Annotated in this window: 22 protein-coding genes; 10 read left to right on the forward strand and 12 right to left on the reverse strand. The window is 48.2% G+C overall.

Annotation, left to right across the window (positions count from 1 at the left end; translation table 11 throughout):
- Positions 1 to 45: 45 nt before the first annotated feature.
- From BCY86_RS01775 to mnmA, 9 genes are all read right to left on the reverse strand, one after another.
- Positions 46 to 1,422 carry a hypothetical protein gene (locus tag BCY86_RS01775; RefSeq protein ID WP_156864986.1) on the reverse strand — a complete coding sequence of 459 codons (1,377 nt, stop codon included), beginning with the start codon at positions 1,420 to 1,422 and terminating at the stop codon, positions 46 to 48.
- Positions 1,423 to 1,449: 27 nt separating this feature from the next.
- On the reverse strand, positions 1,450 to 1,827 hold the full coding sequence (secG, locus tag BCY86_RS01780) for a preprotein translocase subunit SecG (protein ID WP_075276189.1): 378 nt from the start codon (positions 1,825 to 1,827) through the stop codon (positions 1,450 to 1,452).
- 6 nt (positions 1,828 to 1,833) lie between these two features.
- A complete protein-coding gene (gene tpiA, locus BCY86_RS01785) occupies positions 1,834 to 2,631 on the reverse strand; it encodes a triose-phosphate isomerase (RefSeq protein WP_083604115.1) in 798 nt (265 codons plus the stop codon).
- A complete protein-coding gene (locus BCY86_RS01790) occupies positions 2,628 to 3,869 on the reverse strand; it encodes a phosphoglycerate kinase (RefSeq protein WP_245776246.1) in 1,242 nt (413 codons plus the stop codon). The genes tpiA and BCY86_RS01790 overlap by 4 nt, the downstream gene beginning before the upstream one ends.
- A gap of 10 nt (positions 3,870 to 3,879) precedes the next feature.
- Positions 3,880 to 4,896: a type I glyceraldehyde-3-phosphate dehydrogenase gene (gene gap / locus BCY86_RS01795; RefSeq protein WP_075276191.1), complete on the reverse strand. Its 1,017-nt coding sequence runs from the start codon at positions 4,894 to 4,896 to the stop codon at positions 3,880 to 3,882.
- Positions 4,897 to 4,985: 89 nt separating this feature from the next.
- Complete coding sequence (gene ftsH, locus BCY86_RS01800) at positions 4,986 to 6,926, reverse strand: ATP-dependent zinc metalloprotease FtsH (protein WP_075276192.1); 1,941 nt, start codon at positions 6,924 to 6,926, stop codon at positions 4,986 to 4,988.
- Between the two features lie 149 nt (positions 6,927 to 7,075).
- Positions 7,076 to 8,002: a tRNA lysidine(34) synthetase TilS gene (tilS, locus tag BCY86_RS01805; RefSeq protein ID WP_075276193.1), complete on the reverse strand. Its 927-nt coding sequence runs from the start codon at positions 8,000 to 8,002 to the stop codon at positions 7,076 to 7,078.
- Positions 7,999 to 8,205: a hypothetical protein gene (locus BCY86_RS09565; protein WP_075276194.1), complete on the reverse strand. Its 207-nt coding sequence runs from the start codon at positions 8,203 to 8,205 to the stop codon at positions 7,999 to 8,001. Before BCY86_RS09565 ends, tilS begins: the two co-directional genes overlap by 4 nt.
- Positions 8,206 to 8,277: 72 nt before the next feature.
- Positions 8,278 to 9,378, reverse strand: a complete 1,101-nt coding sequence (gene mnmA / locus BCY86_RS01815) for a tRNA 2-thiouridine(34) synthase MnmA (protein ID WP_075277511.1) — start codon at positions 9,376 to 9,378, stop codon at positions 8,278 to 8,280.
- A 296-nt stretch (positions 9,379 to 9,674) separates the two neighbouring features.
- On the opposite strand from mnmA, the gene BCY86_RS10465 reads away from it, so the two are divergent.
- The 4 genes from BCY86_RS10465 (at position 9,675) to BCY86_RS01840 (ending at position 13,372) form a co-directional block, all read left to right on the forward strand.
- Entirely contained in the window at positions 9,675 to 9,800 is a 126-nt protein-coding gene (locus BCY86_RS10465; protein WP_275935835.1) for a hypothetical protein, read from the forward strand.
- Positions 9,801 to 10,100: 300 nt separating this feature from the next.
- Complete coding sequence (locus BCY86_RS01825) at positions 10,101 to 10,358, forward strand: hypothetical protein (protein WP_156864987.1); 258 nt, start codon at positions 10,101 to 10,103, stop codon at positions 10,356 to 10,358.
- A gap of 545 nt (positions 10,359 to 10,903) precedes the next feature.
- On the forward strand, positions 10,904 to 11,476 hold the full coding sequence (locus tag BCY86_RS01835; protein ID WP_075276198.1) for a hypothetical protein: 573 nt from the start codon (positions 10,904 to 10,906) through the stop codon (positions 11,474 to 11,476).
- Between the two features lie 603 nt (positions 11,477 to 12,079).
- Positions 12,080 to 13,372 carry a hypothetical protein gene (locus BCY86_RS01840; protein WP_075276199.1) on the forward strand — a complete coding sequence of 431 codons (1,293 nt, stop codon included), beginning with the start codon at positions 12,080 to 12,082 and terminating at the stop codon, positions 13,370 to 13,372.
- 72 nt (positions 13,373 to 13,444) lie between these two features.
- On the opposite strand, the gene BCY86_RS01845 is transcribed toward BCY86_RS01840, so the two are convergent.
- Positions 13,445 to 14,722, reverse strand: coding sequence for a S41 family peptidase (locus tag BCY86_RS01845; protein WP_075276200.1), 1,278 nt, complete (start codon positions 14,720 to 14,722; stop codon positions 13,445 to 13,447).
- Between the two features lie 176 nt (positions 14,723 to 14,898).
- On the opposite strand from BCY86_RS01845, the gene BCY86_RS01850 reads away from it, so the two are divergent.
- The 5 genes from BCY86_RS01850 to BCY86_RS01880 all read left to right on the forward strand — a co-directional run bounded on the left by BCY86_RS01850 (position 14,899) and on the right by BCY86_RS01880 (position 18,357).
- Positions 14,899 to 15,132, forward strand: a complete 234-nt coding sequence (locus tag BCY86_RS01850) for a TIGR04563 family protein (protein WP_075277512.1) — start codon at positions 14,899 to 14,901, stop codon at positions 15,130 to 15,132.
- Positions 15,133 to 15,370: 238 nt separating this feature from the next.
- On the forward strand, positions 15,371 to 16,138 hold the full coding sequence (locus BCY86_RS01855) for a hypothetical protein (RefSeq protein ID WP_156864988.1): 768 nt from the start codon (positions 15,371 to 15,373) through the stop codon (positions 16,136 to 16,138).
- Between the two features lie 27 nt (positions 16,139 to 16,165).
- Positions 16,166 to 17,020: a class I SAM-dependent methyltransferase gene (locus BCY86_RS01860; protein ID WP_075276202.1), complete on the forward strand. Its 855-nt coding sequence runs from the start codon at positions 16,166 to 16,168 to the stop codon at positions 17,018 to 17,020.
- Positions 17,021 to 17,383: 363 nt separating this feature from the next.
- A complete protein-coding gene (locus BCY86_RS01870) occupies positions 17,384 to 17,602 on the forward strand; it encodes a hypothetical protein (RefSeq protein ID WP_075276204.1) in 219 nt (72 codons plus the stop codon).
- A 443-nt stretch (positions 17,603 to 18,045) separates the two neighbouring features.
- Positions 18,046 to 18,357: a hypothetical protein gene (locus BCY86_RS01880; RefSeq protein WP_156864989.1), complete on the forward strand. Its 312-nt coding sequence runs from the start codon at positions 18,046 to 18,048 to the stop codon at positions 18,355 to 18,357.
- A 192-nt stretch (positions 18,358 to 18,549) separates the two neighbouring features.
- Here the strand turns inward: BCY86_RS01880 and BCY86_RS01885 are convergent, their stop codons facing one another.
- A complete protein-coding gene (locus BCY86_RS01885) occupies positions 18,550 to 19,281 on the reverse strand; it encodes a glycosyltransferase (protein WP_075276207.1) in 732 nt (243 codons plus the stop codon).
- A 7-nt stretch (positions 19,282 to 19,288) separates the two neighbouring features.
- On the reverse strand, positions 19,289 to 20,677 hold the full coding sequence (locus tag BCY86_RS01890; RefSeq protein ID WP_245776247.1) for a protoporphyrinogen/coproporphyrinogen oxidase: 1,389 nt from the start codon (positions 20,675 to 20,677) through the stop codon (positions 19,289 to 19,291).
- A 59-nt stretch (positions 20,678 to 20,736) separates the two neighbouring features.
- Here BCY86_RS01890 and BCY86_RS01895 point away from each other — a divergent pair, with 59 nt between their 5' ends.
- A complete protein-coding gene (locus BCY86_RS01895) occupies positions 20,737 to 21,222 on the forward strand; it encodes a single-stranded DNA-binding protein (RefSeq protein ID WP_075276208.1) in 486 nt (161 codons plus the stop codon).
- Positions 21,223 to 21,317 lie beyond the last annotated feature (95 nt).

Genomic DNA, 21,317 nt, shown 5'->3' on the forward strand with positions numbered 1-21,317 from the left:
CAGAGAGGGAAATGAGCTATGGGGTTGCGTGAGCACGATCTGTCTCTAAGGGGAGATCACCTGGGGGCAGGCTTCATGGGCACCTGAGGGGGGATGTTGGTAGGAGGGAGGATTCACAACTGCTTCTTCCGGAGCTCCGTAAGCGGCTAGCAGAGCAAAATGTTCATGAAAGCAGGGTGTTATAAGAAGGGGGGCTCCCTTTTGTCGTCCCCTTAAAGCATATCCGTGTTGAATTTGGTGCTCACGATCCTCGGAGGGGGTGGCTCCGGGATACGATTGCCATTCCTTTAAAGATGCTAATCCGTAAAGCAAGATCGCTGTACTGATCGAGACTGTCCGTAACATTCCTCGAGAAGAGAAACGCGGCAATATCTGCAATCCTGATTGCAAGCCATCCGCTCCAAATGCTGCGAGAACCCAAAAAAGGGGGATGAGTGGGCGTATGGGATGGTGGGTAGGTGCTTGGTCGCGTGCTTCTGCAATGGATAAAGCGAATAACCAAGCCAAACTCGTGATCAGAGGGGGAATCCAGCGCTTGCGGAACGATGACACAGCGAGTGCGGGAATTCCAGTTGCACCCCATAGCAGCAACCAGGATCCTTCTTGCCATAGTGCTTGCGGGTACAGAAAAAAATTTTCTGACACGGGAGACAGAGAGGTGTGAAGTTGTCGGTACATAGTCACTCGGTGCAGAAAATGAAAAGGATCGGTATGGGTATAGGCATTCCACGCTATCCAGGATAGAGGGCCTGAGAGGGATAAGAGAATGCAAAGAGCGGTATGCTGTTGGTTTGCTGATTGGTTTGTGGGAGTTCGAAAGAGAGCAGGTATGTGGAGAATGGCGAAAAGGAGGCAAAGAGGCCATGCTTCATAGCGTGATAAGCTGGCTATCAGAAGACAAGTGGCTACCCACTTTTCATTTTGTTTTCGGTCTATCAATAAAAGAGCTGTTCCTAAGAGTGCACCTGTCAGTCCTTCAGGAACTGGGCAGACTCCTAACCACGCATTCCATGGAGTGAGCATCCCTATGCATGTGGCGGAGAAAGCGAGTGAATTTGAAAAATGACGGGCGCGCAGTGCACCATAAATCAAAAGAGGTGCGATCGTTCCTATTCCGATCGAGACGATTCGAGCCACTTGTAAAGTGCGATCCGCGAGCATCATGAGCCCACCCATGATCCAGAAAGGGAAGGGTAGCCAGCTGGTTCCCGATGGATCCAATGTTGGGCGGGCCACCCATTTCTGCGCGATCACAATTCTTGCGTAGTCATCATCTGAGACGTGGGAAAAGCCAAGAGATAGAAGCCACCCCCCCCCCGCTAGTTTGAGGAGCATGAGAAGAAAAACAGGTAATCCTACGAGCCACTCGTTTCTTCTGTCCGATAAAACGCCTGGTCGAGTGGTCTTTTGCTCTTCGAACAATCCAATATCCCTATAGGCTAGAAAGAGCTATTGCGTTTCGGATGGAGAAGAATCCGAGAGGTTATTTTTTGGATGAATTGTTTCTGTTTCATCGAGTGGAGGGGTTGTTGATTCAGTAGAAAGTAATTTCTGTTTCTCGGCTTCTTCAATCTTTTGTTTGAGCGCTCGATCTCCTGCAGTGGAAAGATAAGCGAGAGACATGCTTGTTATCATAAAGATCGTTGCGCAGATGGTTGTCACGCGTGTGAGCAGATTTCCTGCGCCTCTCCCTCCAAAGACTTGTTGGGCCATTTGTCCTCCCATGGGGGTTCCCATGGTCCCTCCTCGCCCCTGTTGAAGAAGGACGACGAAGATTAAAAAGAGACACACAAAGATATGAAGGCATTGAAGGAGAAAAGTGAGCATATGTCTTTAGAGCCTTTCTTGAACAGAAGGGGAGATTGTTAGTTCGCTGGCGATCCGAGCAATGGCACCAAATAATTGGGCATCCAAGCTCGCACTCCCGATAAGACCGCCGTCTACATGAGGGCATGAAAAAAGGGAAAAGGCGTTGGTCGCATTTAAAGAGCCTCCATAGAGGAGACGAACCCGTTCTGCGCGCTCACGGTCGTGTTGAGCGAGTTGATGGCGGATACTGGCGTGCACTTTTGCCACTTCTTCGGGATGTGCTGCAGTGCCCGTTCCGATAGCCCAGATGGGTTCATAGGCGATTGCAGCTGGCAAGGATGAATACTTGGTTAGCAAAGGGATACAGATTTTAAGCTGCCTTTCGATTACCTGATCGGTTTTCCCGTTCTCTCGCTCTGCGAGCGTTTCCCCAACGCATAAGATGGGAGAAAGATTCTCGTGCAGGACCGCTTGCATTTTTTCCGCGATATGGGCGTCGCTTTCTCCGGCAAAGGTTCGCCGTTCACTATGTCCTAGAATCACCCACCTGCATCCTGATTCTTGCAACATCAGAGGGCTGATCTCCCCCGTGTAGGCACCGAAAGGTTGAGGATGTACATTTTGTGCTGCAAGACTTAACGGAGAACCATCGCACTCTGCTGCTACCGCTGCAAGTGCTGTGAAGGGGGGGGCGATGACGAGATCAACCCGAGGCAAAGTGCGCGCGCTCGCGGCACACCCCTTTGCCAACTCAAGGGCGGAGTGGCCACCGTGATGCATTTTCCAGTTCCCAACAACAAGAGGTTTACGCATCGGATTCATGATCGTAATGCCTCAAGACCAGGTAACTCTTTCCCTTCGATCAGTTCGAGCGCTGCACCTCCTCCTGTGGAAAGATGGCAATTGCCTTGAAAAGTCAGTGGTCCCCCCTGTTGAATCGCTGCAACTGTATCTCCGCCTCCAATGAAAATGGAAGCATCGAGTGTTGCTATTTTGTTTGCGAGCGCTAGAGTGCCTGCAGCGAAGATTGGTTTTTCGAAGAGCCCCATCGGTCCATTCCAGAAGATGGTCTTGGCATGTTCAATGACCTTTGCGTAGTGCTTGCGTGTTTCAGAACCTATATCAAGAGCCATTCGATAGGGTGGGATATTTTGTATAGGTACAGTCTCGACCTCAGTTGCGTGCGTAGAGGTTGCTGTAATGACATCGAGAGGCAGATGAATGGCTATTTGTTGCTTTTCCGCTTTTTTGAGAATGGAGCGGGCTAAAGCCAGTTTGTCGGTCTCGACAAGAGAAGCCTGAAGAGAGTAACCCTGTGCAGCGAGCAAGGTGTTGGCCATAGCCCCTCCGATAATGAGGCTATCCACCTTATCGAGTAGCGCGTAGAGGACACCTAGTTTGTCAGCAATTTTCGCTCCGCCTAGAATGGCCACGTAGGGCCTTGGAGGGATGCTTTTGAGCCGTTCAAGAGCGAGGATCTCCTTTTCGACCAGGAAACCGCACCCGCGATCGCGAAATAATTTGGGCAGCGCGCAGACACTAGCGTGTGTCCGATGAAGCGTTCCAAAAGCATCGTTGACATAGACTTCTGCAAAACTGGCAAGGGCCCTTGCGAAGGAGCCTCGATTCGCTTTTTCTTCTGCATGAAACCTTAAATTTTCCAGCAAGCAAAGCTGTCCTGCCCGTAGATCGAGAATCGCCTTTTTTGCCCCTTTTCCAATACAATCTTCAGGCATGTGTACATCGCATTGCAACAGTTCTGCAAGTCGAAGACCGCACGATTCAAGAGAAAATCTTTGCCTATCCGCGTCTACAATCTTCCCCATCTCGTTGGGAAGAGGGTGTCCCAAATGACTCGCAAGAATGACACGTCTCCCTTTCTTCATGATGTATTTAATCGTGGGGAGCGATTGCTGAATCCTTGTATCATCGAGAATCTGTCCCTTTTCATCGAGAGGGACATTAAAATCGACACGCAAGAAGACGGTTTTATTTTCTAAGGGAAGCTTCGCGAGAGGGTGTATCCCTCTCAGTCCTGTTGTCATGACATTGCACTCCATCCAACATCGTTTAAAAAGTAGAAGCGATCCGCTCTGCTAGTTCAATCATTCGGTTTGAAAATCCCCATTCGTTATCATACCAACTTGCTATTTTAACAAACCGATCTCCAAGGATGAGCGTCTGGGTTGCATCAAATATTGAGGAATGGGGGTCTCCTATATAATCTGAAGAGACAAGAGGCTCGTCTGTATATTTCAAAATTCCTCGGAGGGTCGTTTGCGCTGCTTGTTGCATGGCAGCGTGGATTTTGTCTTTGGATGTAGGCCTTTCTGTCTCAAGGGTGAAGTCGACCAGACTCACACTGCTGGTGGGGACTCGTAAAGCTGCGCCGTCTATCTTCCCAGCAAGCGCGGGGAGCACTCCTCGAAGCGCTCTAGCGGCACCGGTCGTTGTGGGGATCATATTTTGCGCAGCTGCGCGAGCTCGCCTTAAATCCCCTTTGGAATGAGGCGTCTCCAAGACCACTTGGTCGTTGGTATAGGAATGTACAGTTGTCATCAATCCCTGTTGGATTCCAGCATGCTCCATCATAATTTTAGCGATCGGTGCTAAGCAATTGGTTGTACAGGAACCGTTTGATATCACGTGGTGGTGTTTAGGATCATATTCATCATGATTGACTCCTAACACGATCGTCTTGTCGGGATTCTGAGCGGGGGCGCTTATAATCACCTTTTGAGCTCCCGCTTCAAGATGGGCAGCTGCCTTCTCGCGATTTGTGAAGGAACCAGTACATTCAAGTACAATATCAACTCCCAGTGACTTCCAAGGGAGTGCGCGCGGATCCCTCTCAGCGATGAGGGCAATGCGCTCTCCTTGAATATGGATTCCCCCCTTGGTTGCGCTGGCCTGTACCTTTGCCTTTCGATGAACGCTATCGTAGTTATAGAGATGGGCTAGCATCTTCTCATCGGCGAGATCATTGATGGCTACTAGTTCAATGAGAGGAGGGGGGGATTCATAAAAAATGCGAGTGATTGCGCGCCCAATTCGCCCAAATCCATTAATCCCAATTTTAACCTTCATCTCTCACTGTACTCCTTAAATTGTTCTGTAGATGATCTCGCAGCTATACACGAAGAAAAGAGAGATCGGAAAAAACTCTCCAAAAAGCTTCAAGTGGGGGCAGGCTTGGGTGGATTACCAAAGATACTGGCCACTTTAACTTGCTCTTTATTCGTCTTTTCCTTTTCGTGGTAAGAGGGGATCACAATTTTCTCTCGCTTGGGCAGCTCGCGCCCTTCCAAAACGGCATGGATTTCTTCTGCATCGAGCGTCTCTCTTTCTCTCAAGCATTGAGCGAGCGCTTCTAATTTATCGCGTTTCTCGAGGAGAATTTGCCGGACATAATCATATTGTTTTTGAATGATGGCGCGCACTTCTTGGTCGATTTCAACCGCGGTCTGTTCAGAATAATCCTGGTGTCGATTGCCGTAGTCTCTCCCTAGAAAGACTTGGTCCTCTTTTTTGCCATACGTGATCGGTCCTAACTTCTCGCTCATCCCCCATTCGCAAACCATCTTGCGTGCAATTTCGGTCGCTCGCTCGAGGTCATTTCCAGCCCCTGTGGTCAGGTGATTGAAGATGATCTCTTCTGCAATACGGCCTCCTAGAAGCCCTGCGATTCGGGATTCCGCTTGCTCTTTGGAGGTGCTGTAAGAATCCCCTTTAGGGAGATGCCAGGTGAGTCCGAGCGCTGGTCCACGGGGAATGATCGTTACTTTGTGAACGGGCTCATGGTGTTTCAAAGAGACCGAAACAAGTGTGTGTCCTGCTTCGTGGACAGCGGTGTTCCATTTCTCTTCTTCGCTGATGATCATCGAACGTCTCTCTGTCCCCATATACACCTTGTCTTTAGCCATCTCAAAGTCGAACATTGTCAGAGCGTCTTTATCTTGACGAGCAGCTAGCAGAGCGGCCTCATTCACCAAGTTTTCCAAGTCGGCTCCGGCAAATCCAGGAGTGCCTCGCGCGATCGTCTCCAGATCGACATCAGGGGCGAGAGGGGTCCGCTTGGTGTGTACGCGTAGGATTTCGGTTCGTCCTCGAATATCGGGACGCCCTACGGTGATTCTGCGATCGAATCGGCCTGGTCGAAGAATCGCAGGATCCAAAACATCGGGGCGATTGGTGGCAGCTACAATGATCACCCCTTTGTTGGCTTCTATGCCATCCATTTCTACGAGGAGCTGATTGAGCGTTTGCTCACGCTCATCGTGCCCCCCCCCGAAACCTGCCCCTCGATGCCGTCCAACTGCGTCGATTTCATCGATAAAAATGATACAGGGGGCATTCTTCTCCCCTTGCTCGAAGAGATCGCGTACGCGGCTTGCGCCGACCCCCACAAACATCTCTACAAATTCCGAAGCAGAGGTGATGAAAAAGGGGACTTCTGCCTCTCCAGCAATCGCGCGCGCCAACAGTGTTTTACCTGTCCCGGGGGGTCCGATCAGCAAAACCCCTTTGGGGATTCGACCACCCAGTCTTTGGCATTTCTTAGGGTCCTTTAGGTAGACGATGATCTCCTCTACTTCATCCTTGGCTTCGTCAATCCCCGCTACGTCTGCAAAGGTGACTTTAGGCTGCGCCTCACTGAGCAATCGCGCTTTACTCTTTCCAAAGCTCATCGCTTTTCCACCGCCCACCTGGATCTGGCGCATGAAGAGATAAAACATCCCGCCGATGAACAGCATGGGCAGCAGCGTCACAAACGTATTGGGCCAGAAGCTGGCGGTATCTTCTCTCTCGAAGTAGATTTTGGGGACAGGAAGATCAGGATTGCTCGGTTTTAAAGTGGCCAATAGCGTTTCATCTGCAATCGGGCCAAGAGCTTCCTTTTGAATCATTGCTTTCGAGCTATCAGCATTGCGAGAGTGGTATGTGTACTCGCGGTCCTTGATGTGAATATCTTCCACAGCTCCATTCTGTACTTCGAGTACGAAGTCGCTGAAGGCAACGATCTGCTTGCGGTCTGTAGGGCTTAGAAATTGCCAAATGGCCAAGAAAATACCAATAAGCAAAACCCAGAGGAATAGCGTTTTTTGCGATTGCTTCACGTTTTATTGCCTCGGCCCTTTCCATTCTGAAGGGCATAAAGAGTCATCATCCAATACGGTTACTATTTTATCCATAGATACAGTGAAGAGAGAGGTTATTATGTAGTTTCTTGATCTCCTTTAAAAAAATAAGCTTAGAAAACGAAACATCAACCTTTAGAAGGGTACAACTCTACAATGTTTTTCTCTGGATGCTCTACCATAATTTGATTGCGTTCTTTGTCATAGAAAGCAACAGACCCTTTTGACAAGGCAATCCTCATAGTTGTGGAACGAGTTTGAAGAAGGTGTTGTAGTGCTTTGCGTGTTGTTCTCGGTAGAGAGCGGAAAGGCGTTCCGGTCCTATCGGTAAATTCGGGTAAGGAGGGGACTAAATCAGAGGGCATAAAGAGTTGTGTAAGATCCTCTGCGAGATGACAGAGGTGTTGCTCAATCTGAGGGTTGAGCGATTGCAGGAGAGGGAGAATATGATAGCGCACACGCGTTCGGAGGAAACGGGGATTTTGATTGGAAGGATCCCGTGAAACAGGGAGTTGATGGCGCCTGACGTGAGCTTCAATGTCGAGGCGCGAAGCGTACAGGAAAGGTCGGATGAGATATCCGGAGCGAGGAGGAAGCACCGCAAGCCCTTTGGGTCCTGCCCCTTGCAAAAGGCGAAGCAACACGGTTTCTGCTCGATCGGTTGCATGGTGAGCTGTCGCGATGCAATTGGCTTGCATACGAGAAGCAGCATCCATTAATGCCTGAAAACGGGCTTTTCTTGCACGTGCTTGCAGATTTCCCCCTGGTTGGACAGATAGGCGAGTCCGATCGAAAAGGATGGAGAGATGTGCGGCGACTCGTGCAGCCTGATCGAGCTCCTGCTGTGCCTCTGAACGGAGCCCATGATCCACTCCATGAGCGACCAATTGAAACCCAAGCTTTTCTCTTAAAAGAGAGAGTACGTGAAGAAGCGCAGTTGAATCGGGACCACCGCTGATAGCTACAAGCACGACATCTCCCTGTTGAATCAGATGGTGTCTTTTGATAGCCTGGCGCGTTAGGGTGATAAGGGTAGGTGGATGCGATCGGCTCACGGGTCGGGACAATCTCCTCCCAATTCGAACTCTTTGCAGAGACAAAAGGAAGTTTCGTGATCGACGGAGAGACGCAATGGATAAGGATAGCCATGAATACAACGCTCAGAGTCCAAATCAAAATGGATGAATTCATCGCAGGTGTAACAAAGATGAAATTGAGACGCTTGGGCTAGAAATAAGAGATCTTTATGCGTTTCCATACGTCAATCTTTCTATGCTTTCCTTAATTCTATTCTAAGCTAAAATGTGAGATCGAACAGGATAACAGATTGCTAGGGGATCGCCCTGCTGATCAATCCTCCGCCCAACACACGGTCACCTTCATAAAAAACCGCAGTTTGCCCGCATGTAACAGCGCGAGCGGGCTTTTGGAAATAAACAATTGCTTCCCTCTCTTGATCGCCCATCTGAAGATCGACATCAATTCCTTCGTGGCGGTAACGAAGGCGCACTCTTGCACGCCGAGGAAGAGTCACTCCGGGTGCCAAAGTGACTTCTCGGATCAGCGCTGAAGAAGAAAAGAGATCCCGCTTATCCCCTAAACGTATAGTATGGGTTTCTGGATCGATGTGCGTTACAAATGCGGGTTTGCCTAAGGCGACACCAATCCCTTTTCGTTGCCCTATTGTAAAACGGTGGATCCCTTGGTGATTACCCTGTAGTTTTCCTTCGTTATCGAGAATGGGACCTGGCCGTATTCGATCGGGCGACGCGTGATTTTCAACGAAAGAAACATAAGCGTGCGACTTTGGACCTGCAAAACAGAGCTCTTGACTCTCCCCCTTAGTTGCACCTGGGAGACTACGCGCGATTGCTTCTTGGCGCACTTGCTCTTTGAAAAGATCACCCAATGGAAAGAGAAGCCGGTTCATGTATTCGAGGGGAGTTGCATATAGAAAATAACTTTGATCTTTTTCCGTATCGATCCCCTTTGCGACGAAGGGGATTCCATTGGCATCTTGCCCGATGCGAGCATAATGGCCTGTGGCCACATAAGCTGCGTTAAACCGTTCAGCGAGAGCAAATAGCTCCTTCAGTTTGATATGCTGATTGCACAGAACGCATGGGTTAGGAGTTTTCCCAGCAAGGTAGGAATCCACAAAAGGATTTATAATCATTTTCTTAAAAAGCTGCCGGCGATCAAATGTATAGTGAGCAAATCCAATCATGTCTGCCGTGCGGCGTGCATCATATTGGTCTTCTGGAGCACAACATCGGCTGTGTCCCCCTTGTCCTTGAAGATCCTCTGGGTAGTCCCATAAATGTAAGGTCACGCCAATCACATTGTACCCTTGTTCGTGCAATCGTGCAGCGCCTAAGGAAGAGTCAACTCCTCCGCTCATGGCCATGACGACTCGTTTAGCTTGTTCCATTGCTTCCACTTATATCATGTCCTCGATGAGAAAGCTTTTGTTTCATTAAGCTTCGGCACCGGCAAAGGTAGACATCTCATTTCAATTTCTTATGATGGAGGCGAATGATAAAAAAGTGGATTCTTTTGTTTGTAGGAGATCTAGTCGCCTGTTCAGTATCCCAGAGGGGTGCTGTTCAGTCCAACCCATTGCTATCCATGGTAGCTCCTGTTCAGTTTCATGACTTCAATTGATGAGCGGCCATTTACTTCAGAGAAGATGCGAGGGAAAAAAGCTGTGTTGGTTTTTGTGACTACGTGGGACTATTGAATCAGGCGCAGCTGGCATTTGTGAAAGAAGTTGCTCAAGAACAAGGGGAAAAGATGGCTTATGGCGTGATTGCGCTTCGAGAAGTATCGAATCGACCATTGGTCGAACTCTAGCTCTAGCGGAAACAGATGAATCTCCCTTTTCCTATTGCCGTTGCTCCACCGAGCTCAGAGGAGTTGAAAGCGTTCGGTTATATTGAGGAGGTTCCTTGTATGATAATCTTCGATGAAGCGGGGCAAATTGTTGCCTGTCATCCAGGACTGATCAAGAGTGACGAATTGCGCAGTTGGCTGCGCACTTATATGCAGTAGAGAACCTTAAAACAACTGCAGCTGCATGGTAGTTTGAATTTATCAAAGGGGTTCTTGGGATGTCTTTAGACGGTAGCCAGCTGAAACGTTCATAATGCTACCATGTTAATCGAAAGTGGGGTAGGGAAGTCAATGAGAGGAAACAAGAAGAGAACGCTGGGGATGTTTGGTTGGGTGGGGTGTGCGGGGCTTCAGGAAGGGGTGGAGCCAATCGTGGATACATCGCTTGCTGTCCGTATGAAGGAGGAGGAGATTTCTTTGCCTGAGTTTAAACAGGAGCGAGGACAGCCGGAGTGGAATGGAGGAGATGGAAATTCTTCTGAAAAAGACCCTTTACCAATGGCTCGGACGGATGTTTGATGGATCTGCCCAATGATATTTTAGAGTAGATTTTTTAGCATGTATCTCTTGCTGATGCGCAGCGATTGGCAAGAGTTAATCGTCGTATCCACGCTTTGGTTCATGGAGTGGCCCTTTCTGTTGCCTGTTGGGAACGACCTTGATTTAAGTCTATCCCAGGAGGCAAAGCAAAATTGCCAGCTCTCTTTATTGGATCAGGGAAATCGTAGAGGCATTTTAAATTGCCTTTCGAACAAAACAAAGCCTCTTCCCCTTTTAATGGAAAAAAAGGCGATCTCCGTCGTGAGATTTAGAGGGAGGCATGACCTGACGGTGAAGGACTTTCAAGCAATTGCCAAGACACCTATTGGGATCCTCGATTCGCGATGGGCTCGAGAGTCCCCGCAGCCGGTCTGAGGAGGTTGACTGATCCACCTGTGCTGGCGAAGTCGATTAAGCTATTAAAGCTGAGCCTGATCTATTTTGCTGTTGTGCAAGCCACGAATGATCGCACGAAATAGACATGGCAGCGAGCTGAAACGGCTCTTATTTTGATCGATTCAACTATGCTGAGAAAGCATTTGGAAGAAAACCAAAAACTCTTTGAAATCTCTTATGATTTTACTGCTTCACAACAGGAGACAGAGGAGTTGCGCGCTGCTTTGAAACAGATCAGCCAAGGCTTTGCATCCTCTTTACTAAAAATTAAATTTGTTCATCCTTCTGCTTTCTGTCCTGGTGAAATTCAAGCATTTAAGGATACTCGGGCAGCTGCTATCGAGTGGTTGCGCGAAGGGGAGTTACTTTCAGGTGGGCAGCTCAATGCGGCTATTGGGCTGGAATTTTGGCAGAAAACAGTGACACAGTTGTCAGTAGAATATCGCAGATATCTCACGGGAGAGGAGGGGCAAGTGCTCACGGGAGAGGAATTTAACACACTTATCTCTGCTTTTTCTGTGACGTTGAAACGGTTGGTAGTAAGAAATTGCTACTTTTTAGATGAGGTTTATGCTCTAAATTCTTTGCCTGGAACTGAAAAACTCCGAGAATTGGAGGAGTTGGAGCTTTGCCGTGCATTTCTGGAAGGTGTCTTCGAGCACGCTAATTGCTGGAAGTCTCTCAAACGGCTTGCATGTTAATCTTCTGTGTCTTCTTTGAAAGACCACACTTTGCGGTACCTTATTCGGAAGAATCAGCCTCAATTGAGGAGTCTCGAGTTAGAAGAGAATAGTTTTACCAATCAAGCGGCCTATCTTTTGTTGGATCAGGGTTAGTTAGAGCAGCTGGAAGAAATCGTATTAGTTGGTTCTCGTTTTACCGATGACTTGTGCGATACCCTGTCTGATGTGGAGGCCCTTAAAAATACGCTCGCGTCCAGGGCTCCTATTTGGTTGAATTGGAACAATGGTTGGACCTCATTCAGGATCTACCTGAATTCTCCCATACCTTTATCAAAGGTACACTGAACTTTTCCTTCAGTAGAAGGCTTGATTGTACAAGGAAGGCAGAACAGCTCTGAGAGGCATGCCCACGGTTGAAAACACTCACTTTGCTTTCAGGACCTTAAATTCAAGAGAGGGAAGCTAACTTCCATAGGAACTTTGAATGAGGGCTTCATTCGTCATTTTCTTGGGTGCATTTTCCCTCAATGTGTGTTGGCATGTAACATGAGTAGAAGTGCATGAGGAATGGATCGACTCAAGAACCAGACGATTGGAATAGAACTCTGAACAGTGAATCTCATGTCTTACTTTTCGGTTTTACAAGTACTCTTGGTCATAGGGATGCTCATCGGATGTCGTCGTTCCCCCTCATCACACCCGCCTTACCAAGAAGAGGAAGGTGGGATCGGAGGGGTCCGTTCGGAGGGGTCCTTGAGCAGAGAAAAAATGCACCGAGCCTCTTCGGATGCACTGTTGGCTCGTGTTTCGGATGCTCCTCCCCCTTCTAAAGATACTCTCCCCCCTCCGCGAGCGGGGCAGAGGATTGTCGTTTCTGCTAATCCCCATGTCTGGCTTGGTGCGATGCCAGGTGAGGACGGTTGGAATCCAGCTCAGGATGCACTGCCGCAGCTTGTTTCTCTGTCCGATTACGAAATAGACGCACTTCCTTATCCAAATGACCCAGCTCTCCCTTTTTCGACGCGGGTTTCCAAACAGGAGGCTGAACAACTGTGTGCTGAGCGGAGGGCACGTCTCTGCACGGAGGCGGAATGGGAGAATGCGTGCAGAGGGCCTGGAGATCAGTCCTACATTTCAGGCGCTTTCTGGGATCCTAACTGTACGCGTACACCATTTGCTTGTGCATCTGGGTACGGTGTGTATGCGATGGGGGTGATTCAAGAGTGGAAGACTGCTTTAGAGGGGGAGAAAGGGAGTGGTGTTGGACCTCGGGAAGTTGAAAAACTGGCGCAAAGGGGGGAGGGTAGCTTTAACGATGAAGAGGGAAAAGTGAAATTACCTTTTTCCATGCATCGATGTGCTGCTCATTGGACCCATGACACGAACAGAGGGGCTGGGTTCCGTTGCTGTCGAGGTAAGCCCAATGAGGTAGTGATGAAATGGCCTGTATTACACCCACCATTTCGTCGTCTTAAGATGGAGAAAAGTGCAGTTGCAGCCATTTTAAAGTCTTTTCCGGAGGTGGCATCATTTGCAACGGATGTCCGATTTTTTGAGGCTTCGGATGTGCGTAGCATCCTTGCAACACGCCCTCGGGATACAGTTGTTCCGGCGGGGCTTGTATTTACAGCGGACCCTTTGCTCTGGAATCCAGAGTTAGGGGTTGATGTGCTTATCATTGTAGGAAAAAGTAAGGCGGGAGCATTTATTGTTGCCCTTTATGTATTGGGGGAAGAACATTATAAACTAGCTTCCTCTTTTCTGTTTCGTAACGACATGACTCCTGTTGTGCTGGCTTATTACCCTAAGAGACGCCGCAATCTTCGATGGGTTTCTGCTTGTTGGGGATGTTGGGGTGAAAGTGGAAACGTACGGTTGGGGGAAGGGCACCGCCCTATCATCCAGCATGAATAAAGTAAAAAGAGAAATCCCCTTGCCTGCTATCCATCTACGTGTACAAGTTGGACGGAGTTTTTATCAAAGGGACTAGCCTGGTGCTCCGATACATCGGAGCATACTTCGGATAAGCTGTCGGGCAATCTGAAGAGAAAAATCTGCTTCTTCTTGTGTGGCAGGTGATGAGGTGAGCAGGGACTGCTCTTGCTTCTCTTGCTCCTGATCGCGCATTGTTAAATGGCCCTTGAGGTCTTTCTCCCGAGAAAAAGAGGGATGTGTAACCAACACCCGACTGGATTCTATTAGAATGTCTGGTTTGACCCCTTTTGCTTGAAGCGATTGGCCGCTTGCAGTTGTATAAAAACCAGTGGTTAAACATAATCCAGCTTGTTCAGGGAGATCGATGACGGTTTGGATATTGGTTTTGCCGAAGGTGATTCCACCAATGACCCAAGCTCGCTTGAGATCTTGAAGGGAGGCGGCGAGTAGTTCGGCAGCGCTTGCTGTTCCTTCATCGACAAGAATGGCTGTCGGTTGGTGGAGAAGTGCTCCCCCTTTTTTGGCTTGTATCGATTCTACCTTTCCGCGATGGTGGGTCGATAGAATTGTCCCGTTGTCAACAAATTCGTCGATGATAGCGATGGCTTGATCTACGGATCCACCTGGATTATTGCGTACGTCGAGGATAACCCCCTCGATGGAATGGAGGGCGAGGAGTTGATGGAGGTGATCTAGAAATTCACGATGCGTATTCTCTTGGAATTGACGGATTCGGAGCAAAGCAATGCTTGTTTCTAGAAATCTGCTTGTTAAGCTTGGGAATTGAAGCTCTTCTCTTATGACGGAAAATACTAGAGGGGTAGAAGTTCCCTTTCGGTGTACAGTCAGTTGTAGAGAGGTACCTGGAGTCCCCTGCATATGCTGGTAGAATTGTGCGAGAGGGAGTTCTTCTACTGGTATTCCGTAAAGATGTGTGATCACATCCCCTGCCTGCAGTCCCGCTCGTGCTGCGGGACTTTTTTCTATAAGTTCGGTGATTTGATAAATATCACCTTCTCTCCTTTTTACTTCGACCCCAATGCATGCAAATTTTCCCTTGAGGCGTGCTCGAAAAGCAGCGTATTCTTCTTTAGACAGGTAGGTTGAGTGAGGATCGAGCTCTTGTACCAGCCCTTTAACGGCCCCCTTAAGAAGCTGATTTCTGTCTACTGGATTAACGTGGAGCTGCTCGACTTTAACGAGGACGTGAGCAAACTGATCGATCCAATCATAAGGATTTTGCCTGATGTGAGCACTGACTACCTGAAGAGGGAGGAATGCTATCCACGCAACAACACAACCAATAGGTTTTTTCCTTCGCAGAATCATAGATGCCTTACTTTCTCAAGGGAAGATTGTTTGTTTGAAATATGATGAGATGGAGTCCTTCTTTTGGATCTCTTGCAAATCGCATCCTGTTTTTCCATGAACATGATAAAGTGCACCCATTGATGATCCTACTTTAGTAAAAAAGAATGCAACAAATGAATAAGGAGACCCTCTTGATGACGGAAGAAAAGGATTCTTTAGGCACGCTATGCCATCACGAATCAAAGACAGACAAACGGAAACAGAGCTTGTATTTTCCTGAATCGATGCTTCAAGAGATCAAGGAAGAGGCGACGCGTTTGGATCGTTCGCTGTCGTGGGTCGTTCAGCGAGCTTGGAAAAGTGCTCGGCTCGAAATCAAAAAGCTCCCCAGTGTGAATGATGCAGGGGACGATAAAGAAAAAGAATAGCATTATCCTTTGTTGCTTGCCCATTTCGATAGGTAGAAAGTAGTTCTTGTTTTCTAGGGTCTTTTTTCTGGTTTGTTTGTTCTATAGTGTTGTGCTATGCGCTGAGCCTTCAATCGGTTCAAGTGCTCCATCTGCCCTCGCTCCCGTTGAGTCTCGGAGCCCTTTTGCTTTTTCTGATCCTCTGAAAGCACCCTGTTCAGGCATCCCTAGGAAAGGTGTCTGGATAGGGAATACTTCGGTGGCTTTCCAATTGGACTTTGGAAACGGGCAAAAATGTGCCTACAAGCCCTTTACGACTCAAATGAGGACTCGCTATCGCAATGAAGTTGCGGCCTATCGGTTAGCGCGTGCGCTAGGTCTGCTCAACGTACCTTCGGCTTCGACAGTCTGTTTTGATAAAGGGAAGTTGAGGGCTATTATCAATTTTGGTCGTGAGGCGAGGCGCAAGCGATTCGATCAAGAGGTGAGATCCGAAACGAAGGGGAAGACGTGGGGCGCTCTGATGAGATGGATATCGCCTTATCAGACATTTTCTCTCAAGGAGGCACAATGGAAACCATGGCTTAAAAAAGGCGGAGAAGTCCCTTCGTCTAGCCGTTCTTTGGCTGTACAGCTCAGTACCCTTTTGGTCTTCGATGTGCTGATCGGAAATTGGGATCGCTGGAGCGGAAATAACCTCGGATTGTATCCTCCTACGCAGATGCTGCTTTATATCGATCACGACGGAGCTTTTTTCTATCCGGAACCTCCTCTGCTTCAGAAGACTCGTAAAAAATTCCAGGATGTTGACCGTTTCTCTCGCGGATTGATCGAAGCAATCCGTGTTCTTCTCGATCAAGACAACCAAGAAAAGCTGATATCTGTGATAGGAGAAGAGCAAACGGGAGTTCCTCTGCTCTCTTCTGGTGCGATGCAGGGAATTCGTGAGCGGGGGATATGGATTCTTGAGCAAATTGAGAAAAAAAAGGCTATCCTCGGAGATTCAGAAGTGCTGTACTTTGAATAGGCCCTACTATCCAATTGAGGAACAACTGTGACCTCTACGCAAGAAGAAATCGAAGTTTCGTATGATGTATCGAATGAATTCTTTCAGCTTTGGCTCGATGCGCGAATGCACTATACATGTGCTGTTTTTGAAAACGAGGGGGATACCCTTGAAGAAGCTCAAATCAATAAATCGAGGGTTCTTTACGATTTTGCAGAGCTCAGCAAGGATAAGACAGTGCTCGATATCGGGTGTGGGTGGGGTGCGAACCTTGAGTATCTGATCTCACGAGGGGTGAAAGAAGCGCATGGGGTTACCCTTTCTTCCGCTCAGTATGAAGAGATCCTGAAGCGTTGCATTCCAGGGGTTCACGTCTGGTGTGTTGATTATCGCGATTTTTCCCCTCCGATTACCTACGATGGATTGATCTCCATTGAGATGATTGATCATCTCTGTTCGCCTGCACAAGCAGCTCGAGGGCTAGCGATATCTTTGTATCGAGAATACTTTAAGAAATGTGCGAGTTGGATCAAACCAGGGGGATGTTTTGGTTTTCAGGCGATCTTGAGAAATCGGATTCCTCGAGACCGCAATGATCTAGCAGATCTCAAGTTTACTGCTGATATCATTTTCCCTGGAGGGCTCAACCCGAGGTTGGAGGAGCTAGTGGCTGCCGTGAACCCCTATTGGGAGATCTTGGAGCTCAAAACGCGCCGCCTTGATTATGGCAAAACGACAGGAGAATGGCTTAGGCGGCTGCGGCTCCACAAAAACGAGATCTGTGAACGGTGGGGTGCACAAGTTTTTAACGATTACGAGCGTTATTTGTCCACTTGTGTGCGTGCATTTGCTCAGTTTTGGTCGAGCGATGTCCAGATGAAATTACGCCGTATTCCTATTTAGCTAGTGGGGAGTAAAGGAATGCAGAAAAAAAAGCGGGGGAGTGTTTTTGTCTGGGGAACTGTGATGTGCTTTCCCTAGCAGAACGACTGCAGCTTCCTCTTGGCTCTAGGGTGCTTGTTTCAATTTTTCAAAAAAGATATATCTATATGAGAAGAGGGGGGATGGTTATACGGTTCAAACTAGATGATCAGATGGGGTGTTTTCCTAATATCTCTCGGAGGATGTGTGGGTCCTTCCCTGGAGAAGGGAGAACCTATCACCGTTCTGTCCGCTATGGAAGAACGGGATTGAAACAGGCGTGCAGCCTCTCTCCCGGGGAAGCAAGGCTTTGTTCGTCAATGGGTTAACCAGACTCAACAAGGTGTGTGGCGGGGTCCCATCAAGTGTTTATCCCTAGGTAACTTGAGGATCGATCATCAATTAGTCAGAGTCTTGCGGCGATATCGGATTCAAGAGATCGACTTGACGGGGGCTACATATTTGCTGGACTCTTTGAGAGTTTTGATGGGAGAGAGAACGATTCTCGCTGGAACTCTTGAGCGCATTCTGATCGATGAAATTGGGATCGATTATTTAAATTAAAGATTGACTACAAGTCGATTCGACGTGAATGAGCAAATATTATCCATTCTCCTGAGAGACAGGAAAGTATCGCTCGATTTGACCATTATGCCATGTATCGAAACGGAGAGGGATTGTCTTGAAAGACGGGCGGATATTTTAGTAACGGATTGGATTCATTCGGTGGCGAGGCTCTCGTATCAACCTCATGCTGACTCGAATACAAGTGCGGACCTTTTCTTGAGGCTTATGAAAGCTCAAGAGAGGCGGGTTACTCCGATGCAGATCGAGTTTTTGTTCTCCATGGATCCGGTAGAGCTGGAGCAGATAAAGCGCTTGCTTCGTCCTACACGTTGCAGAATGCTGTTGTGAGATTGTGGACGTATTACCGCGTGGATTGGTCTGATTGTTTAGTAATGCAAAAGGTGGGCGATATCCGATACGCCAAAACGAGATTCAGAGGATTGAGTCGGGAAAGTGTGGCGCTTTTGTTCAATTCGTTTTGCGGTCTCAAATCAGTGGAACATAAGACAGTAAATACAGGCAATGATCTATATCATGAAACGATATCTCGACTGGAGGCTTTGTCGATTGAGGAATTGAAACTCGGGTCTCGATTTAGCAAAGGGGTATTCGATGGGACCCGTTACTGGCCTCGAACTCATAAAAGGATTTCTTTGGGAGACCCTGAGGGTGGTTCCTTAACGACAGATGGTGCGTTGGATAAACTGTGGCAGGGCATTTTCTTTCGAGAAGTTGGTCTTGTGTGGAGATGAGTTTAGCGGTGAAGGAATTCAAAAGTTGATCGCTGGGGGTTGTCTTCATTCCCTGAGGCAGGCATTCCTTAGGGGGAATCGAGTCACGGATGATTTGATCACGCTTTTCTTTTCTCACGCAGCATCTCCATGGAAAGTGTGGTGATAGTGAATATTAGAAATTAGAACACTCCCTAAGGAATACTGCTCTGATTAGCCTTGGACTCGGATGGTGTAGGTCAGTTTAGCAATGTTTTTGAGGACATTGGGGACCCGCTTGAACAGATTAATGGAAGGGGGTCGTTTCTCTACAATACGCACTGGGATCTCTTGAATCCGTTTGTGAGCGCGGTCAGCTCGAATCACCAATTCGCTTGCAAAAACGTCTTTATCCGTAACGCAGGCATGGACAATATCGAGCAGTGCCGAACGACGGAATGCCTTAAGACCGTGAGTATCTGTCCCTCGAAAACCAAGCATCAGTTTGAGGAGATTGCAGTAGGCTTGGCTTGCTAGATGCCGGATGAGAGGGCGTTGATCTTCCGCACCCAACACCAACTTTGAACCTACCACAAGTTCGATGGAGTGTGTTTGAAGAAGGGTGATGGCCTCCTGATAGAAGTGAACATCTCCTAAATCGATCTCGTCGCAGATCACGAACTCCCCTTGAGCGGTTAAAATCCCTTGTTTGAGAGCATTGCCGTAGTTGGGCTCGACGAGGCTGATCAGGCGGATGATTCCTTTTCCATGGGTGGTTTGTTGATTGATCAGATCATGGGCGATGGAAGTGGTTTGATCTTTAGAGCCGTTCTCCGAGAGGATAATCTCATAAGTCCATGGATAAGCTTGTAATCGCTCCTGCAAATCGACAATTGCTGTGTGGAGGATCGCTTCTTCGTTGTGGATGGGGATGATAATGGAGATGGTTGGTGTATCAAGGGTCATGCGGCTCCTATAGGCTCAGAAGGGTCTTGGCTTTTTGCGCTGCTTCTTGTCCAAAGAGGAGTGCATCCTCCATGGAAGAATAGTTCCATCCCCCATAGCGTCCTCGAGCGAGAATAGCGTGTTCTTCATAGAATGGGTGAAGAACACGTAAAGCGGGGAAATAGGCGTGATTAAAAATCACATAAGCGTAGTCAATTTTCCGAGGGCGTACAAAATGAATATCATTTGGAGACTGAATGAGTTTCATTTCGATCATGCCTTGAATCACTTGAGGGGTGAGCTGATCGAGATTGGGCTCTTCTCGATTGACAAGCTCTACATAGAAACAAGCATGGCCAGGGGGGGCAAGTGCAGGACTAAAGTGCGAGTAACAACCGATGCGGTAAAAGGGATATTTTTCCTCAGGTACATAGATCCAATGATAGTCATTTCCTGATGGGCAGGAGGTTGCAACGTCCAGGTAGTACAGTCCATTCCAGCGCAATTGTTGATTGGCTTGGATGATCTCTGGAGTAGAATGGTCCAACAGTTTCCCGAGGACGGGAAGAGGAAGGGTGGCGATCAGCACTTGATACCGGACCTGCTCATCTTCAAAAAATAGGATCTTTTGACGGAAATCGATTTTGTAGGGGGCTCGCATGTATTCGATCTCTGGAAGTGTACGCGCCATTCCCTTGGTCAGTTCTCCTATCCCTTCTTTGGGATAGAGAAAGTTGGCATTGTATCCGAGTTCTTGGTGCTGTAGGCCAACTGCCCCTGCGATAACGTCTTCTACTTTCGGGATGGGAACGAATCGTTGACACCACTCGGCTGTGATTTCTTTTGGATGGACTCCCCAGAGGCGACGATTGTAGGGGATCATAAAATGTTTGCTGAACCCTTCTCCAAAATGGAGGTGGCAGAATTCTTCAAAATTGGTTGGCTGCTCTTGCTTTTTCTCGAGTAGGGTTTTGATAAAACCGAGCAGGCATTCTTGAGCTATATCAGGAGGCAATCCGTAGGTGTTCGCTTGGAAGGGATAGCGTGTGTAGGTCCCGTGAGACCAAATGCGCGAATTACGTTTAATTTGGAGGCATTCCCCCTCTATCCATTCCAGCGCGAGCTTGCGCATTTCAGGATTTTTCAGGTGGAGGAGGTGTCCAGTCCGATCGAACCGAAAGCCGTGTTCTTCAAGGGTAATCGCGTGCCCTCCTGGATAGCTCTGACTTTCAAAGATGCGAAAAGGGATACCAGCAAGCTTGAGATGATAAGCAGCTGACATGCCGGTTAGGCCAGCGCCGAGGATTGCAACGGGGATAAAATGAGCGGAAGAGGCCATTTGCGTATAGAATAGTAAGCATACCGCTATCAAGGCTGCCTCTATTGATAAAGAGAAAAAGGAACATTGTTGAAACAAGAGTCCTTGCTTTTCCTCTTCATCCATACTTTCGTGAAGACAAGAACTGGAGAAACATTATGGCAGAAGGATTAAATAAAGTCATACTGATGGGAAACCTCGGTGCAGAGCCGGAACTGCGTGTCACTGCAGGTGGGGAGGCGATTCTCAAAATGCGGTTGGCAACCACGGAAGTTTATTTGGATCGGACGAACACCAGGCAAGAGCGGACTGAGTGGCATTCCGTGACGATGTGGGGGAAAAGAGGGGAGGCTCTTGCCAAGGTGCTTTCTAAAGGCTCAAGCGTTCTGATAGAAGGATCATTGAGGACGTACAGCTATGAGAAAGGGAATGAAAAACGATATCGAACAGAAGTCATTGCTAACCGCCTGGTTTTCGTAGGCTCAAAGGGGCGCAGCGCTCCTCCCGATCAGGAAGAAGGTGCTCGAATGGATACATCGAACTCCCATTTGAAACATACGCCTCCCTCTTCAGATGCCGATTTTGATGACTTTGGGGCACCCCACGGAGGATTTGGAGAGCAAGATGAAGATATCCCCTTTTGAGTCAAGGAAATAGGAGGAAGGGTGGGATGTTTGGAGATAGGCGTTGGTATGTAGGGAAATCCATTGCGAAGGTGCAAAAGAATCGCTACAAAAGA

Source organism: Pajaroellobacter abortibovis, assembly GCF_001931505.1.
Taxonomy (GTDB): domain Bacteria; phylum Myxococcota_A; class Polyangia; order Polyangiales; family Polyangiaceae; genus Pajaroellobacter; species Pajaroellobacter abortibovis.

What these genes read in the sequence shown, in the direction of transcription:
- BCY86_RS09565 (WP_075276194.1), bottom strand. Translation starts at nt 8,205, where the DNA reads ATGGAAACGCATAAAGATCTCTTATTTCTAGCCCAAGCGTCTCAATTT.
- BCY86_RS01825 (WP_156864987.1), top strand. Translation starts at nt 10,101, where the DNA reads ATGTTAATCGAAAGTGGGGTAGGGAAGTCAATGAGAGGAAACAAGAAG.
- BCY86_RS01790 (WP_245776246.1), bottom strand. Translation starts at nt 3,869, where the DNA reads ATGGAGTGCAATGTCATGACAACAGGACTGAGAGGGATACACCCTCTC.
- BCY86_RS01895 (WP_075276208.1), top strand. Translation starts at nt 20,737, where the DNA reads ATGGCAGAAGGATTAAATAAAGTCATACTGATGGGAAACCTCGGTGCA.
- mnmA (WP_075277511.1), bottom strand. Translation starts at nt 9,378, where the DNA reads ATGGAACAAGCTAAACGAGTCGTCATGGCCATGAGCGGAGGAGTTGAC.
- BCY86_RS01885 (WP_075276207.1), bottom strand. Translation starts at nt 19,281, where the DNA reads ATGACCCTTGATACACCAACCATCTCCATTATCATCCCCATCCACAAC.
- BCY86_RS01845 (WP_075276200.1), bottom strand. Translation starts at nt 14,722, where the DNA reads ATGATTCTGCGAAGGAAAAAACCTATTGGTTGTGTTGTTGCGTGGATA.
- BCY86_RS01850 (WP_075277512.1), top strand. Translation starts at nt 14,899, where the DNA reads ATGACGGAAGAAAAGGATTCTTTAGGCACGCTATGCCATCACGAATCA.
- BCY86_RS01840 (WP_075276199.1), top strand. Translation starts at nt 12,080, where the DNA reads ATGTCTTACTTTTCGGTTTTACAAGTACTCTTGGTCATAGGGATGCTC.
- tpiA (WP_083604115.1), bottom strand. Translation starts at nt 2,631, where the DNA reads ATGAATCCGATGCGTAAACCTCTTGTTGTTGGGAACTGGAAAATGCAT.
- gap (WP_075276191.1), bottom strand. Translation starts at nt 4,896, where the DNA reads ATGAAGGTTAAAATTGGGATTAATGGATTTGGGCGAATTGGGCGCGCA.
- BCY86_RS01835 (WP_075276198.1), top strand. Translation starts at nt 10,904, where the DNA reads ATGCTGAGAAAGCATTTGGAAGAAAACCAAAAACTCTTTGAAATCTCT.
- secG (WP_075276189.1), bottom strand. Translation starts at nt 1,827, where the DNA reads ATGCTCACTTTTCTCCTTCAATGCCTTCATATCTTTGTGTGTCTCTTT.